Source organism: Amycolatopsis sp. NPDC051903 (genome assembly GCF_044452505.1).
Taxonomy (GTDB): Bacteria; Actinomycetota; Actinomycetes; order Mycobacteriales; family Pseudonocardiaceae; genus Amycolatopsis.
The window spans coordinates 118,616-134,229 of record NZ_JBITBT010000024.1; the positions used below are offsets into that span (position 1 = coordinate 118,616).

General features: G+C 67.9%; 12 protein-coding genes. 9 read left to right on the forward strand and 3 right to left on the reverse strand.

The window, feature by feature from the left end:
• Window positions 1-89: 89 nt before the first annotated feature.
• Together glpX and ACIA77_RS35590 are read left to right on the forward strand one after the other, a co-directional pair.
• On the forward strand, window positions 90-1,130 hold the full coding sequence (gene glpX / locus ACIA77_RS35585) for a class II fructose-bisphosphatase (RefSeq protein ID WP_395890450.1): 1,041 nt from the start codon (window positions 90-92) through the stop codon (window positions 1,128-1,130).
• Between the two features lie 19 nt (window positions 1,131-1,149).
• Entirely contained in the window at window positions 1,150-2,208 is a 1,059-nt protein-coding gene (locus tag ACIA77_RS35590; protein WP_395890451.1) for an HAD-IIA family hydrolase, read from the forward strand.
• Between the two features lie 61 nt (window positions 2,209-2,269).
• On the opposite strand, the gene ACIA77_RS35595 is transcribed toward ACIA77_RS35590, so the two are convergent.
• Window positions 2,270-2,740, reverse strand: a complete 471-nt coding sequence (locus tag ACIA77_RS35595; RefSeq protein ID WP_395890452.1) for a ribose-5-phosphate isomerase — start codon at window positions 2,738-2,740, stop codon at window positions 2,270-2,272.
• A gap of 1,305 nt (window positions 2,741-4,045) precedes the next feature.
• On the opposite strand from ACIA77_RS35595, the gene ACIA77_RS35600 reads away from it, so the two are divergent.
• The 5 genes from ACIA77_RS35600 to ACIA77_RS35620 all read left to right on the forward strand — a co-directional run bounded on the left by ACIA77_RS35600 (window position 4,046) and on the right by ACIA77_RS35620 (window position 10,234).
• Window positions 4,046-4,600 carry a manganese efflux pump MntP family protein gene (locus ACIA77_RS35600; protein ID WP_395890453.1) on the forward strand — a complete coding sequence of 185 codons (555 nt, stop codon included), beginning with the start codon at window positions 4,046-4,048 and terminating at the stop codon, window positions 4,598-4,600.
• 232 nt (window positions 4,601-4,832) lie between these two features.
• Window positions 4,833-7,070 carry a catalase/peroxidase HPI gene (katG, locus tag ACIA77_RS35605; protein WP_395890454.1) on the forward strand — a complete coding sequence of 746 codons (2,238 nt, stop codon included), beginning with the start codon at window positions 4,833-4,835 and terminating at the stop codon, window positions 7,068-7,070.
• Between the two features lie 558 nt (window positions 7,071-7,628).
• A complete protein-coding gene (locus ACIA77_RS35610) occupies window positions 7,629-8,084 on the forward strand; it encodes an MSMEG_3727 family PQQ-associated protein (protein WP_395890455.1) in 456 nt (151 codons plus the stop codon).
• 16 nt (window positions 8,085-8,100) lie between these two features.
• Window positions 8,101-9,780, forward strand: coding sequence for a PQQ-dependent dehydrogenase, methanol/ethanol family (locus tag ACIA77_RS35615; RefSeq protein WP_395890456.1), 1,680 nt, complete (start codon window positions 8,101-8,103; stop codon window positions 9,778-9,780).
• A gap of 247 nt (window positions 9,781-10,027) precedes the next feature.
• Window positions 10,028-10,234: a recombination activating protein 1 gene (locus ACIA77_RS35620; RefSeq protein WP_395890457.1), complete on the forward strand. Its 207-nt coding sequence runs from the start codon at window positions 10,028-10,030 to the stop codon at window positions 10,232-10,234.
• A gap of 184 nt (window positions 10,235-10,418) precedes the next feature.
• Here the strand turns inward: ACIA77_RS35620 and ACIA77_RS35625 are convergent, their stop codons facing one another.
• Window positions 10,419-11,813: a LytTR family transcriptional regulator DNA-binding domain-containing protein gene (locus ACIA77_RS35625; RefSeq protein ID WP_395890458.1), complete on the reverse strand. Its 1,395-nt coding sequence runs from the start codon at window positions 11,811-11,813 to the stop codon at window positions 10,419-10,421.
• Window positions 11,814-12,513: 700 nt separating this feature from the next.
• Here ACIA77_RS35625 and ACIA77_RS35630 point away from each other — a divergent pair.
• On the forward strand, window positions 12,514-13,965 hold the full coding sequence (locus tag ACIA77_RS35630; RefSeq protein WP_395890459.1) for a LytTR family transcriptional regulator DNA-binding domain-containing protein: 1,452 nt from the start codon (window positions 12,514-12,516) through the stop codon (window positions 13,963-13,965).
• An 86-nt stretch (window positions 13,966-14,051) separates the two neighbouring features.
• Here the strand turns inward: ACIA77_RS35630 and rpe are convergent, their stop codons facing one another.
• Window positions 14,052-14,732, reverse strand: coding sequence for a ribulose-phosphate 3-epimerase (gene rpe, locus ACIA77_RS35635; RefSeq protein WP_395890482.1), 681 nt, complete (start codon window positions 14,730-14,732; stop codon window positions 14,052-14,054).
• 223 nt (window positions 14,733-14,955) lie between these two features.
• On the opposite strand from rpe, the gene hxlA reads away from it, so the two are divergent.
• Window positions 14,956-15,585, forward strand: coding sequence for a 3-hexulose-6-phosphate synthase (gene hxlA, locus ACIA77_RS35640; RefSeq protein ID WP_395890460.1), 630 nt, complete (start codon window positions 14,956-14,958; stop codon window positions 15,583-15,585).
• Window positions 15,586-15,614 lie beyond the last annotated feature (29 nt).

The following is a 15,614-nucleotide window of genomic DNA, read 5'->3' on the forward strand; positions in this document are numbered from 1 at the left end:
GCCGGTCCGGTCGCCTTTCGGTTCGGCGTCCGCGTCGCCGGCCGGCCACCCGGTCACGTGCCATCGTTCGTTCGAGGGGATAGATGTCGATGACAGCTCAGGAATGGGGCACCCGCGGGGTTTCCGGCCGCCACGCGGCGGAGGACCGCACCGATGGTGCGTTCGCGCCCGATCACAGCCTCGCTCTCGAACTGGTGCGGGTCACCGAGGCGGCCGCGATCGCGGCCGGCCGGTGGGTCGGGCACGGCGACGAGAACAGCGGCAAGACCGCCGCGGTCGACGCGATGCACCAAGTCGTCATGTCGGTGTCGATGCGCGGCGTCGTGGTGATCGGTGAGGGTGCGAAGCGGGATGCGCCGTTCCTGTTCACCGGTGAGGACGTCGGTGACGGCGAGGGGCCGTTCTGCGACGTCGGCATCAGCGCGGGCCACGGCACCCTGTCGAAGGCCGGGGACGTGCCCCACGCGATCGCGGCGATCGCGGTGGCCGAACGCGGCGCGATGTACGACCCGTCGCCGGTCCGGTCCATGGAGAAGCTGGCCGTCGGCCCCGAATGCGTCGACGTCGTCGACATCAGCCGCCCGGTGGCGGAGAACCTGCGGGCGGTCGCCACGGCCAAGGACATCCGGGTTTCGGACGTCGTCGTCGCCGTCCTCAACCGGCCCCGGCACCGCGAGCTCGTGCACGAAATCCGCGAAGCCGGCGCGCGCGTCCACTTGATCGAGGGCGGCGACCTCGCGGGTGCGCTCGCCGTGGCGCGTCCCGAGAGCCCGGTGGACCTGTTGATGGGCACCGGGGGAGCGGCGGAAGGGGTCATCGCCGCGGCCGGCCTGTCGTGTCTGGGCGGGGCGTTGCAGGCGCGCCTGCGGCCCGGCGATCCCGAGGACGGCGCGAACTCCGGCGACGTCGGGGAAGTCCTCCACACCGAGGACCTGGTGCGCGGGGAGAGCGTGTTGTTCTGCGCCACCGGGGTGACCGGCAGCGAGCTCCTGCGCGGCGTCCAGAACCACGCGGGCCGCACGACCACCCAGTCCATCGTGATGTGCTCGAAGCCGGACACGGTGCGGATCGTCAGGTCCGAACGCCGCCAGGCCAGGTGGCGCGAGCACCTCGGCATCGACTTCGAGTGAGCGGGAAACGGCTGAGTGCATGAGTGAGATCACCACGACGTCCGTCCGGACCGAGCCGCTCATCGCGCGTTATCGGGGCCTGATCTGCGATCTCGACGGCGTGGTCTACCGCGGTCCCCGTGCGGTTCCCCACGCGGTCGAGACCTTGAACCGGGTGACGGCGGACGACGTGCCGGTCGTGTTCGCGACCAACAACGCCTCCCGCCCGCCGGAGGACGTGGGCGATCACCTGCGGAGGCTGGGCGTCGCGCAGCGGGGCTGGTCGGTGGTCACGAGTTCTCAGGCGGCCGCGGCGCACCTGGCGCAGCGGCTGGCTCCCGGCGCGCCCGTGTGCGCGGTCGGCGGGCCGGGTGTCGCGCACGCGCTCGCCGAAGCCGGGTTGACGCCGGTCCGCGTCGCGGAGCTCGACGGCACCCCGGTCGAGGCGGTCGTGCAGGGACTGGGGTTCGACATCACGTGGCGCGAGCTCGCGGCGGTCGGCTACCTCGCCGAGGCCGGAGCCAGCTGGGTGGCCACGAACGTCGACCTCACGCTGCCCACGCCGTACGGGCGAGCGCCCGGCAACGGCGCGCTGGTCGCGCTGGTGCAGACCGCGACCAGCGCCTCGCCGCACGTCGTCGGCAAGCCGCAGCCCGCCTTGTTCGACCTGGCCCGAGCGCGGCTCGGCACCGAGCACTCGGACACCCTGGTGTGCGGCGATCTGCTGGGCACCGACATCGAGGGCGCCAATTCGGCCGGCCTCGACTCACTGTTCGTCCTGAGCGGGGCTTCGCGGCTGCGGGACCTGGCGTTCGCGGAACGGCCCGCGCGTCCGACGTATGTCGCCGCCGACCTGAGCGGACTGCTCGCGCCCGGGCTGCCGCTGCACGTCACCTCGTCCGAGCACCTCGTCGAACTCGGGCCGGACGCGGTACCCCGCATACCGAGCGAAGGGGACAACGGCAAGCTGCTGCAGTCCGTCGTCACCACGACGTGGGCCGCTCGCGACGGCGGTCGTGCGGTCTCCGACGACGCCGGCCTGTGGGAAGGGATCGAACGACAGCTCGGGCTCGGCGAGTCGGACCAAGACTCGCACTGAGGCCGTCTTTGTGAGTGGCTGCACCGGTTTTCGCTCCGGCGCAGCCACTCGCGGACGAGGGCTATTCGCCGGGCAGCGCGGGCGGCTCGCCGGTGCGCTCGTAGTCCGACAGCAGGTCGATCCGGCGCTGGTGGCGGCCGCCCTCGAACTCGGTGGTGAGGAACGCGTCCGCGATGCGCTCGGCCTCCTCGACCGTGTGCATCCGGGCGCCGATGCCGGCCAGCTGTGCGTTGTTGTGCTGACGCGCCAGCTTGGCCGTGTCCACGTTCCAGGTCAGCGCGGCGCGGGCGCCGGGCACCTTGTTCGCGGCGATCTGTTCGCCGTTCCCGGAACCGCCGATGACGAGGCCGAGGCTGCCGTCGTCGGCGACGACGCGCCGCGCCGCCTCGACGCAGAACGGTGGGTAGTCGTCGTTCGCGTCATAAGCGGCGGGGCCGACGTCGATCACTTCGTGACCGAGCTCGGTGAGCCGTTTGACGAAGTGGTTCTTGAGTTCGAGTCCGGCGTGATCGGAGCCCAGGTAGATTCGCACTCGAACAGTCTAATCCGGGATTCGTGAATTGGTGGCCGGCGTTCGCTGGGTGGGCATTTGAATATTTTATAGGCTCGGATAATCGGAGGCCTGATTCATTTTCTTGCGGGGTCGCCGTCTGGTGCCGGCGGTCTCGGGAACGGCGGTGCCGATCCGCCGTTCGAGGCGGTTGACGACGCGATCCGGCTGGCGCACCGGGTCACGCGCCGACGGCCACGGGGCCCCGCCGGGACCGTGCACAGCTGCCCGGCCAACGCGGTGTCCCCGGGCGATCTGACCGGAAAAACCACTGGTCAGAGCGGGGCGGGCCACTGGAACCGTTGACGTCGTCGCCCGCGGACTCGTACTGTGCCTTTGAGGCATGTCCGGGGAACGGGCCGCGACGCTGCGGGGCCCGCCGGCGGGAGCGAGGCGGTCTCCGCCGTCGCGCGGAACCGGTTCCCGTGGCTCGTCGCCGAGCCCTCCGTCTCCACGTTTTCCCAGGTCAGCCCTGGTTTCTGGGTCGGGCCGGTAGGTGGTCCCCGTGCCGTCGGTGACCGTGCCTCCCCCACTCGTAGGCCGCAGGGTGCCGTTCGGCACTGGTTCCCGACCACTGGTTCAAGGTCAGTTGCAACAACTGCGTTAAATCGAAGATGCTCGTTCATGACCGCGAAATTTCGGGATGCAGTCCTCGAAATTGCGCGGATCGCGAATGTCCGGTTTTCGCCCAGTCGCCGGGCGCAGCCAACAGCTAGGAGGAAAATATGAAGTGGGAAACTCCGGAGTACACGGTCGTCGAGGTGTGTGCTGAGGCCACGGGCTACTTCTACCGGGGCTGACAGCGGGGCTCCACGGCCCGTGTTGCTCGATTTCTCGTAGTCGCGGCAGATGGCTGAAATCTGCGACCGGACTACGTCTGCGTTGGCGCAAGGCCCCCGATCGAGTGAATCGACCGCGCAGGGGCCTTGCGTCACACGCTGAAAATTGTTCCGCCGGGTCGCGCGAAGGAAATCACCGGCGGGCCACGCCGAGTGGAATCACGCGCGAGTTCATCAGGACGGAACCGAGGCCGCGCCGGCGGATCGCCGGTAGGGGCCCCGATCGGCCGGGGCATCGAATCTTCGACGCCGGATCGCTCAGTACCGGCGATCGTCGTCACGGAAGCGCAGGACTCCAACAGGGAGGTCTGGTGAGGAGCCGGGAACGGCGAGATCCCGGCCGGGAATCGCGAATCCGCGCGAGCGGTGAGTCCTGACCACCCGAGAACCGACTCGTCTTCAAGTCTCCCTCCCCGTGAACCCTGGTAAATCTGTTGAGGTGGTTCAGGTGTCCCTTGAATTCCTTCCCCTGATCGCGCTCGCCTTCGGTCTCAGTCTCGACAACTTCCGCTCGTCGATCGCCATCGGAACCATTCCCTTCGGGTGGCGCCGGGCTCTGCAGGTCGCCCTCGTCTTCGGAGTGTGGGACGCCGTGAGTCCGCTGCTGGGCGGGTTGATCGGGCACTTCCTGGGTGACTTCCTCGGGGACTGGGCGGACTACGTCGGGGCGGCCGCGCTGGGGCTGTACGGCATCTACTTCATCGTCGGCGCCATCCGGCACCCGGAGCCGGAAGAGGAAGACCTGGACCACCCGTGGGTGACGCTCTTCGGTATGCCGCTTTCGCTGAGCATCGACAACTTCGTCGCCGGTGCCGGCCTGGGGATCGCCGGGTTCTCCCTCATCGTCCCGATGGCGACCTTCGGCATCATGACGGTGATCATGTCGTTCGCCGGGCTCTTCGTCGGGAAGATGGCCGCCAAGGTCATCCGGATCCGCGCCGACCTGCTCTGCGGCATCTCGCTCCTCGGCGCAGCGATCGTGCTGCCGCTGGTCTTCGACTGATCGGCGGGCGTCGTGAAGGCCGAATTCACAAGCAGCGCAAGGCTTCGGGCGATTCGGCAACGTTCGCCAGGCACTCTTTCGCGGGCTTCCTGCGGGTGCGGCGTCGCGGTATGCTTGGCCTGAGCCAGATCCTCGAGGTCGAGCTCCCGCGACAAGGGCGAATCGCAGTGGCCCCGGCGCATGCGGCCCGGCGCTCGAAATCTCAGGCTCGGCAACACCTGGGAGGTCACCTTTGCCCGAGAATCCCGACACCCACGTCTACCGCACCTACGACAAGGTCCTGGGTGAGATGCAGCCGGCGCGGCGGCGGAATCCTCCGGTGGCGAGCGGCAATCCCAACGATTGGTGGCCGCACCGGATCGATCTGAAGGTGTTGCGCCGGCACCAGCCCGCGGACAACCCGCTGGGCGCGGACTTCGACTACGCCGCGCACTTCGCGACGGTGGATCTCGACGAACTCGCGCGCGACGTCGACGAGGTGCTGACCACCTCGCAGGAGTGGTGGCCCGCCGATTTCGGCCACTACGGTCCCCTTGTGCTGCGCATGGCCTGGCACGCCGCGGGTACCTACCGCGTCCGCGACGGCCGCGGCGGCGCCAGCGCCGGCATGCAACGGTTCGCCCCGTTGAACAGCTGGCCGGACAACCGCAACCTGGACAAGGCGCGGCGCTTGCTCTGGCCGGTCAAGAAGAAGTACGGGCGCCGGATCTCCTGGGCGGACCTGATGGTCTTCGCGGGCAACCGCGCGCTGGAGTCCATGGGCTTCAAGACGTTCGGGTTCGGCGGCGGTCGCGCCGACGTGTGGGAGGCCGACGAAACGTACTGGGGTCCCGAACGCAAGTGGCTGTCCGACGAACGCTACAGCGGCCTGCGCGACCTCGACGAACCGCTGGCGGCTACCGAGATGGGGCTGATCTACGTCGATCCGCAGGGCCCGGCCACCAACCCCGACCCGCGACTCGCGGCCCGCGACATCCGGGCGACGTTCAAGCGGATGGGGCTGGACGACGAGGAAACGGTGGCGCTCATCGCCGGCGGGCACACCTTCGGCAAGACGCACGGCCCGGCGGATCCGAACGTGACGGCCGGCCCCGATCCCGAGGCCGCGCCGCTCACCGCGCAGGGCCTGGGCTGGGCCGGCGGGTACGGCAGCGGCATCGGGCCGGACGTGGTCACCACCGGGCTGGAAGGCATGTGGACGCGCACACCGGTCGATTGGGACCACACGTTCTTCGAAACGCTGTTCCAGTACAAGTGGGACGTCGAGCTCAGCCCGGCGGGCCTGTGGCAGTGGATCCCGAGCGGCGGCGAGGGCGAGGACACCGTGCCGGATCCCTTCGACCCGGACACGAAACACCACCCGGTCATGCTCACGACCGACCTGTCGTTGCAGGAGGACCGGCACTACGAGGTGATCTCGCGGCGGTTCCTCGAGCACCCGGACCAGTTCGAGGACGCGTTCGCGCGGGCCTGGTTCAAGCTGACGCACATCGACATGGGCCCGGTCCGGCGTTACCTGGGGCCGCTGGTCCCGGCCGAACGGCTGATCTGGCAAGACCCGGTGCCGGAGCCGGACCACGCACTCGTCGACACCGAAGACGTCGCCGCCCTCAAGCGCGAGATCCTCAGTTCGGGCTTGACGGTCGCGCAACTCGTCGCAACTGCGTGGGCGTCGGCTTCGACGTACCGCAACAGCGACAAACGCGGTGGGGCGAACGGGGCGCGGATCCGGCTCGAACCGCAGTGCGGCTGGTCGGTCAACGAGCCCGAGCAACTGGGCGCCGTCCTGCCCGTGCTGGAGGAGATCCAGCAGCGGTTCAACGCCGCCCAGCAGGGGGACAAGCGGATCTCGCTGGCCGACGTGATCGTGCTCGGCGGGTGTGCGGCGGTGGAACGGGCCGCCGCGGCAGCCGGCCACGTCCTCGAAGTTCCGTTCCACCCCGGGCGCACCGACGCGACCCAGGAGTGGACCGACGTCGAGTGGTTCGGCGCGTTGGAACCCGTGGCCGACGGCTTCCGCAACTACCTGGGCGACGGTTTTTGGATGACACCGGAGCACCTCCTGGTCGACCGCGCGAACCTGCTGACGTTGAGCGCGCCAGAGATGACCGTGCTGGTCGGCGGGCTGCGGGTGCTCGGGGCCAACCACCGGCGTTCGCCGCTGGGTGCGCTGACCTCGGCGCCGGGGTCGTTGACGAACGACTTCTTCGTCAACTTGCTGGACCTGGGGACGGAGTGGGTACCGAGGAAGAGCCCGGACCTCTGGACGACGGTCTACGAGGGCCGCGACCGGGCCACCGGTGAAGTCACGTGGATCGCGAGCCGGGTCGACCTCATCTTCGGGTCGAACTCCGAACTCAGGGCGCTCGCGGAGGTCTACGCGAGCGAGGACGCGGGTGGCAAGTTCGTCCGGGACTTCGTATCCGCATGGGTGAAAGTCATGGAACTCGACCGGTTCGACTTGCCCTGACCCCCGTCGTCTTACTCAGCCGCGAAGACCGCGCTCGAGCCGGTCTCCGCGGCTGATTTTTTGTTGCGCGGCTTGGGTTTCCGCGCGGAACGTCCGGTTCCCGGCGGGCGGCGGCCGGCCCACAACCTTAGCCACGCCAAGGATTCCCCCAAAACCCAGGCGCAGCAACAACATCAACTAACCCCACCACGGAGTGCAAGTTGCAGATTTGGCCTGGTCAGCATGACCGGCGTCTCAGTCCGGCCGGGCGCGAGCCCGCACGAACGGTACCTCTCGCCGGGGGAACGGCGGGGTCGGGCCCGTCGGTGGCGACGGATATCGGAATGGCTCACCCGCGTGTAGAGTCCAAACTCGTTACAGGATCAGAAATCGGTGCCGGGCAGTACATGTGAGATTGATCCGCACCTGTAATGGGGAGCGCCACGTCAAGCCCGGCTGTCGCGTAGCGCTTGGGAAAGTATGCGATTTCGTCGTCGTCGACGGCGCTGTCGTGTTCGTGATGTGTTCCGCGAAAATCTGTCAGAACGTTCATTTTTGCTGACGAGGAGGTGAAGTCCGATGACGATTGCCCAGGACCGAGAGGATCTCCTGGCCGAGCTCGGCGGACAGAACAAGGCAACCATCGGTGCCGTGCTCGGGACCGGCTCCATCGGCAAGGCGACCGAGCGGCCCGACGGGACGATGGAAGCCACCATCCGGATCCCTGAGGACGCGATGGCGTGGGAGCCGTCGATCTTGATCCTGCCGCACGCCGGCGTGGTCGAGCTGACGATCATCAACGACGACAAGAACACCCACGCCTGCCTGCTGCCGAGCAACGGCGACAAGCAGTTCATCGGTCTGCTGAACCACTCGAAGGGCAGCGCGACGCTCGAGCTGGACGGTCCCGGCTGCTACTGGTACGGCTCGCCGGCCGGTAACGACGAGGGGCGTGGCCTGACCGGCGCCATCGTCGTGACGGGCGAGGTGCCGCCGGAAGCCAAACTCGACCGACCCGCCCAGCCGCGGCCGTAGCAAGGGAGCTACCACCATGACCATCGAATACGTCGATGCCGGCAAGGCGTTCAACCACAACGAACTTTCGAACATGCCGCACAGCGCTCCGGACGTGACGAGCGGCATCAACTACGAGCGCATCCTCCAGGCCCGCAGCGAGTCGCAGAACTGGATCACGTACTACGGCGACTACGACGGCAAGCGGCACAGTCTGCTCGACCAGATCAACGTCGACAACGTGAAGAACCTGAAGGTCGCCTGGATCCACCAGGCGAGCTCCACCGGTCTGATCGCCTCCACCTCGACCTACGCGTTCGAGGCCTGCCCGATCGTCGTCGACGGCGTCGCGTTCGTCACCGGCTGGGACGGCTGGCTCTGGGCGCTCGACGCGAAGACCGGCGAGCAGCTGTGGCGTTACAAGCACGCGGTGCCGTTCGACGTGACCCTGTGCTGCGCCAACGTCAACCGCGGCTGCGCGGTGGCGAACGGCAAGGTCTACATGGTGACCCAGAACGCCCAGCTGGTGGCGATCGACGCCACCAACGGGCGCAAGGTCTGGCAGAAGACCATCGGCGACGTGCGCGCGGGTGAGAGCGCCTCGATCGCTCCGCTGGTCGTCAAGGACACGCTCATCACCGGTTCCGCCGGCGGCGAGTACGGCGTCCGCGGTCACATCGACTGCTGGGACCTGGAGACCGGCGAGCAGCGCTGGCGCACCTACACCGTGCCGAAGCCGGGCGAGCCCGGCGCCGAGACCTGGCCCGCCGACGGTGAGGCCTGGCAGCGCGGCGGTGCGAACCACTGGGTTACCGGCACCTTCGACCCGGAGCTGAACCTGTACTACGCGGGCACCGGTAACCCGGCTCCCGACTTCGACGGCGAGGTCCGTGAAGGGGACAACCTCTACACCGACAGCGTGGTCGCGCTGGACGTCGACACGGGCGAGATCCGGTGGCACTACCAGTTCACGCCGCACGACCTGTGGGACTACGACTCCACGATGGAGATGACCCTGTTCGAGCGGGACGGCAAGAAGCTGCTGGCCCACTTCGACAAGAACGGGTACATGTTCGTCATCGACCGCACCAACGGCGAGCTGCAGCACGCGACGCCGTTCGTCGACCGGATCGACTGGGGCACCATCTCCCGTGACGGCAAGTTCATGCCGCGGAAGTACCCGGACAAGGAAGGCGAGCCCTGCCACTTCTACCCCGGCCCCGCCGGTGCGAAGGAGTGGACGCACGCCTCGTACAACCCGAACCACGACCTGTTCTACGTGCCGGTCGCCGACGTGGGCGCCACCGCCACCCGGCGTCGCCGCGAGTTCAAGGAAGGCATGCCCTACTGGGGTGCCGCCGTCGAGGTCGACGTCGACAACATGGCCGGGTCGGTCAGCGCGTTCGACTCCCACGGTGAAGAGAAGTGGCGCTACCGGCTCCCCTTCCCGATGGCCGCGTCGACCCTCAGCACCGAGGGCAACCTGGTGTTCGCCGGCACGCCGGCGGGCGAGTTCATGGCGCTGCACGCCGAGACCGGCGAGAAGCTGTGGAGCTTCAACTGCGGTAGCGGTCACCACAGCAGCCCGTCGACCTACTTCCTCGACGGCAAGCAGTACATCACGGTGCCGGTCGGCTGGGGTGGCTGGCTGGAAGGCATCATCCCCGGGATGTCCGGTCAGGGCCACGGTGCCGCGCTGATCACGTTCTCCCTGTGACGGGGCAGCGCCACTGACGTGGTGCTGACGCGAGATTCGCGGTAGTTTTTCCACCCGCTCGGTGGTCGAGCCGTCCCGGCGACGGCTCGACCACCGGGCGGGTTCTTTTGCGTGGAAAGGCGAAGAGAGTCAGGACTTCGTACCCCGTGGCCCGGTCGGCGGTGGGTATTCCGGCCCCCGCGCTGGTACCTTTCCAGGAGCACCTCGGTCATGGGGAAGCGAGTGACGAAAACAAAAGGGTGATGTGATGAGCCAGTCGTCGGTGCCCCAGCAGGACAAGGGATTCGAGCGGCTGCCCTGCCTCTACTGCGGGGAGGCCTACGAGCCCGAAGACCACGAGCGGCACACCGAACCGGTGCACTGCGGGCCGTGTATCACGTGCGTCGACAAGCCCGCGTGCTTCGACTGCCGGCTCATGTACTGCGTCTGCGACGTGCACCGGTACCGCGGCTGACGAGCCGGGTTCACCGTCGCGAAATCCGCTTCCCGGCGTCGAAGTCGTTGTGCCGCAACGATGTCTGGCCACGCCGCCACGAGCCTTCGTGGCCCGTGGCGGCGGAGCGGTATGTGGTGCGAAAGCGAACAGTCCGGTGTGGACGAAGTCCACGCGCCGGTTTCCGGGTCCTCGAACGAGGCTGTCAGATCTCCAGCGCTCGGCGCACCGCCGGCGTGTTCCGCCGGGAAACCGGCACCATCGTCTTCGCCTTGTCGTCCATGACCAGGAACAATTCGCCTTTGTACCGGCGCTCGACTTCCCGGATGCGGCTGAGGTTCACCACGTACTGGCGGTGCACCCGCAGGAAACCGGAGTCGCACAGCTCGTTCTCGAGCTTGTCGAGGCCGGGCGAAGCGGATCGCAACCGCCCCTGATCGGTGGACAGCCACACGTCGTTGCCGTCCGATTGTGCGAACGAAACTTCGGGGAGCCGCAGCAGCACCATGCGGTTTTCGCGCGTCGCGACCATTCGGTGCGGCTGCGACCCGAGCGTGCTGTCCCCATTCGTCCGCGGAAGTGGATCCCCTTCGGAGACGCCGAACGAGACGATGTTGCCGACGAGGTGCCCGGAAAGGAACACCGGCCGGATGCTGATCGACGTCGGTTCGTTCGCGAGCCGGGTGAAGATCTGCGTCGAGCCGACCCAGTCGGGATTGCGCGCGGCCTGCTTGGCGGCGTACTTGGTGGCGCGGATGAATTCCGGCAGTTCCGGCTTCCACCGCACCGCGGGTTCGGACGCCGGCGTGGAGCCGGGGACGCCGAGGAGCACGCCCGCCGTGTCGTCGGCGAGTACGACCCGGCCCGCGGGGTCCACGGCCGCGAGCGCCCCGGTGAAGCGCGACCTGGCGTGGTTGAAGGCCGCGACCAGTTCGGCTCCGTCGTCCTGGGCGCGGCGCCTCAGGATGCGCTGCGTCATGGTGGCGGCGTTGCTCAGCCAAGCACCCGCGGTCGCGGGAAGCTCGCTGCGCCAGCACGAGATGTTGAGCACCGCGACCGGTTCCCGGGTCACCACGTCCCGTACCGCCACGCCGGCGCAGGTCCAGTCGTGAAAGGCCTGGCACCAGTGCTCGGCCCCGCGGATCAGCACGGGGGTGTAGGACTTCAGCGCGGTCCCCATGCCGTTCGTCCCGGTGGCGCCCTCGGCCCAGCAGAACCACGGCGCCAGATTGGCCTTTTCGGCGACGGTGCGCGTGGCCTGGTCGCCCCATTGGGCCAGCACCCGGCCGCTGGCGTCGGTGATGGTCACGATGCCGCCGAGGTTGCTGACTTCGTGCGCCAGCGAAGCGGCGCGGAAGCCCAGTTCGGCGATCACGACGTCGTGTTCCAGCGCGTGGTCGACCTCCGCCACGGCGACCGGAGCTTCGGTGAGGTACGGGTCGACCCCGTACTGGTCCCGGCACCGTTGCCAGGAAATCGCTATCTCGGGCCGTACGCCCCGGAGGTCGTCCTCGCCCCGCACGAACCGCTCCCAGGCCCCGTACACCGTCGCCTCGCCTCGGTGGGGAGAGGTCGCGTCGAGCCGGCGTAGTTCTGCCATATAAGACCGCCTTTGGTCTGTTGCCAACCCTGACGGCACCCGAGCGCTCGGTGCCGATGACCGCTCGGGTGCTGCCTGATGTATCGGGCCTGGTCGCGTCGCTGGGCCGTCGACGAACCTAAGCTCTTCCTCGTTTTGAGGGCAAGCGGAGAGGGATGGATGCGGGCGAACGACCTACGAACGGTCGTGAAGCGACCATTATCGGTCGCCATCCGCCCACCAGCGGTCACGCCTGCCGGGACCCGGTGATCGCGGACCGTGGCGAACGCCAAGATCATTTACGGTCTTTCGCCCGAAAGGCGCAACGCGGCTAGGTTGTGGATTTCCACAATCTGGGCAGACGAAACCAGTTTCCCCCAGCGCCGGCCCGCTCACCAGGGCCGACTGGCCCAACTGGGTCGCGCGGAACCCGTTCGGGGGCACGGCTTTCGGCCCACTCGACTTGACCACGGTGGCGTTGTGCTGGACCATGCTTGCGCAATTGGCCACGTGTTATCCGAGTTAACCGCTCTGGCCTGCTGTTTGGCCGGATTGCACTGTTTTTCGGCGTCGGCAGGCCAGTCCTGTATGTCTACAGGCAAGTGGCTGAACGACGCGGAGATGTCTTGAAAAGTCGCGCAGCATCGGGTTACTTTGTAACTTCTGTCACTGCCCGGTGGTCCCAGAGAACCCCGGTGCGCCCGGCGACAAGGAGGTCGCGATGACCGGGAGAGTGCCGCCGCTGGCGATCGCACCGAGCAGGCCCAGCGGAAGTGGCCAGGTGACGAACGGCGCCCTGGTGGCTACCTCGTCGGCAAAAGAGGTGGCTCGTGCGTGGGAGAGCTTCGCCGCGGGCGAGGACATCGAAACGGGCGTGCGGCCCGAGATCCTGGCTTCGTGGTACCGCTGCCGCGATCGGTACGAAGTGGACCGGACGCTGGACGTCGCACCGGGGGCCCGGGGCGACGAGGCCCAGCGCATCGACAACGGCGTGATCTTCACGTCGCTCGGCGGCCTCGGCGCGCTGGCCGGCCAGGAAGTGGAACGGGACGGCGCCGTCGTCACCGTCACGGACGGCGACGGGCGAGTCCTCGGGGCGTGGGGCGACCCCTCCGCGCAGCGACGGGCCGAGCTGCACAACCTCGCACCGTGGTCGTCGTGGTCGGAGGACAGCACCGGCACGAACGGGATGGGCACCTCGCTCGAGGTGTCCGGCCCGGTGACGGTGACGGGGCCGGAGCACTGGTGCGAGGCCTTCCACCAGTGGGCCTGCGCGGGCATCTCCATCCGCGACGTGGTGACCGGCTCGCCGGTCGCGTCGATCAACATCTCGCGGTGGAACGCGTCGCTGTCGAAGCTCGTGCCGGCGTGGCTGACGAAGGCGGTCGCGTGCGTCGAGCAGGAGATCTACCGGCGAGCCGTCTACGAGGCGGACAAGGTGATCTCCGAGTTCAACAAGAAGTGCACGCAGTCCAGCGGTCCGTTCATGGCGATGGACCGCGGCGGGAACGTGATCGCCGCGAACGAAGCGGCTGCCACCTTGCTCGGGCTGACCGGCGAGGCGCCCATCATCGCGGGCGCGATCGAACCGGCGGAACGCTGGATGCCGGACATCTCCGGACTGCCCGACGTGGTGCGGTGGGCCAAGGAGCGGGCGCAGGGAACCTCACAGTGGAGCGGCTACGCGTGCCTGCCGGTGAGCCCGGGGGAGGACGCCACTCCGCTGACCATGCGGCCCGTGGTCGACTCCAACCACGTGGTGGGCATGCTGTGCGTGTTCGGGGTGCAAGAGGGGGAACCCTACGAGAGCACTTCGGAAGCGGAGGTCGGTCCGCTGCCCCGCCGCGTCATCGGCATGCGCAACGACCGGCTGGTCCTGCTCGCTCCGTCGGAGATCCGCTACGCCGAGGCCGACCGCAACATCGTCTGGCTGGTCACGGAACGCGGTCGGATCCAGGCGGCGACCCGTGGCCTGGAGAACGTCGAGCGGTTGCTGACGCCCTACGGGTTCCGCCGGGTGCACCGGCGTTTTCTGGTCAACCTGCGCCGGGTGGCGGAACTGGAACGCGGCATCAAGGGGGAGCTTTTCCTGATCATGGATTCGCGGTCCCACGAGTTCGTTCCGGTTTCCCGGCGCCACGCCCCGGATCTGCGGCGAATGCTCGGAGTGTGATCGGTGCGGACCGGCCGGATTCTGCCGAACGCTGAAGTGCGGCAGAATCCGGCCGGTCTGAACGAAATCGAGCGGTTCGGCGAGGATCAATCCTCGGTGCGCGCGGAAAGGGCTTCCACCTGTCCGCGCAGCCCCTCCACGGCAGCGGCCGGATCCTGGGCGGCGTAGACGGCCGATCCCGCCACGAAGCAGTCGACGCCGGCCTCGGCGGCCTGTTCGATCGTGTCGGTGTTGATGCCGCCGTCGATCTCCACGACCAGGTTCAGGTGGCCGGTGTCGACCATCCTCCGGGCCCTGCGCACCTTGTCGAGCACCTCGGCGATGAACTTCTGTCCGCCGAAACCGGGCTCGACGGACATCACCAGCAGGGTGTCGTAGTGCTTGAGCACTTCGACGTAGGGCTCCAGCGGCGTCTTCGGCTTGATCGCCAGCCCCGCCTTCGCGCCGGCGGCCCGCAGGTCCTTCGCGAGCATGACCGGATCGTTGGCGGCCTCGACGTGCACGGTGACGTTGTAGGCACCCGCCTCCGCGTAATCGGTTGCCCAGCGATCCGGGTTCTCGATCATCAGGTGGCAGTCCAGCGGTAGGTCGGTGGTCGCCAGCAGCGATTGCACGACCGGCAGGCCCAGGGTCAGGTTCGGCACGAAATGCGCGTCCATGACGTCCACGTGCAGCCAATCTGCTCCCCGGCCCGGCTGCCCTTGCACGGCAGCCACTTCGTCGGCGAGCCGGGCGAAGTCGGCGGAGAGGATGGACGGAGCGATCATCGGCTGATTCGACACGAAGCCAAGCGTAATGCGGGCCGCGGTGGTGGGTGGGTATTTGTTGTGCGCATCGGGGGATTGTGGTTTTGCATGTGCTGGCTATTGCTGAATTTCGGCTGGGTCAGGAATTGTTGTAGGGGTTGATGGCTGGTCTGGTGTTGCCGGTGTGTGGGTGCCGCCGGTGGCGGGCCGCCGTGGTGATCGTTTCGACCTCGAGGAGATTCTGGTGAAGTTGCAGGTGGCGTTGGATGTGCTGGACCTTCCCGCGGCGTTGACGTTGGCGAATCAGGTGGCCGAGCATGTGGACATTCTGGAGTTGGGGACGCCGTTGGTGAAGTCGGCGGGGATTGCGGCGGTGTCGGCGATCAAGGCGGCGCATCCGGACAAGCTGGTGTTCGTGGATTTGAAGACGGCGGATGCGGGTGAGCTGGAGGCGGCGCTGGCGTTCGAGGCTGGTGCGGATCTGGTGACGGTGATGGGTGCGGCTGATGATGACACGGTGCGGGGTGCGGTCGCGGCGGGTCGTAAGTACGGCAAGCAGGTTGTGGCGGACATGATCACCGTGGTGGATGGTCGTGTGGCGCGGATTCGTGAGGTGTCGAAGCTGGGTGTGTCGTTCGTGGAGATCCACGCCGGGTTGGATGAGCAGGCTCGTCCGGGGTATTCGATCAACCAGTTGCTCGAGGACGGTCGTCAGGCCGGGGTGCCGTTCTCCATCGCCGGTGGCGTGAAGATCGACACCATCGCCTCGGTGCGGGACGCCGGTGCGACCGTCGCCGTGGCGGGTGGGGCGATCTACAACGCCAGCGACCCCGGCGCCGCCGCCAAGGAACTCAAAAAGCGCGCCACCGCCTGAAAAACAATTCCCGGCCGGAATCAACCGAA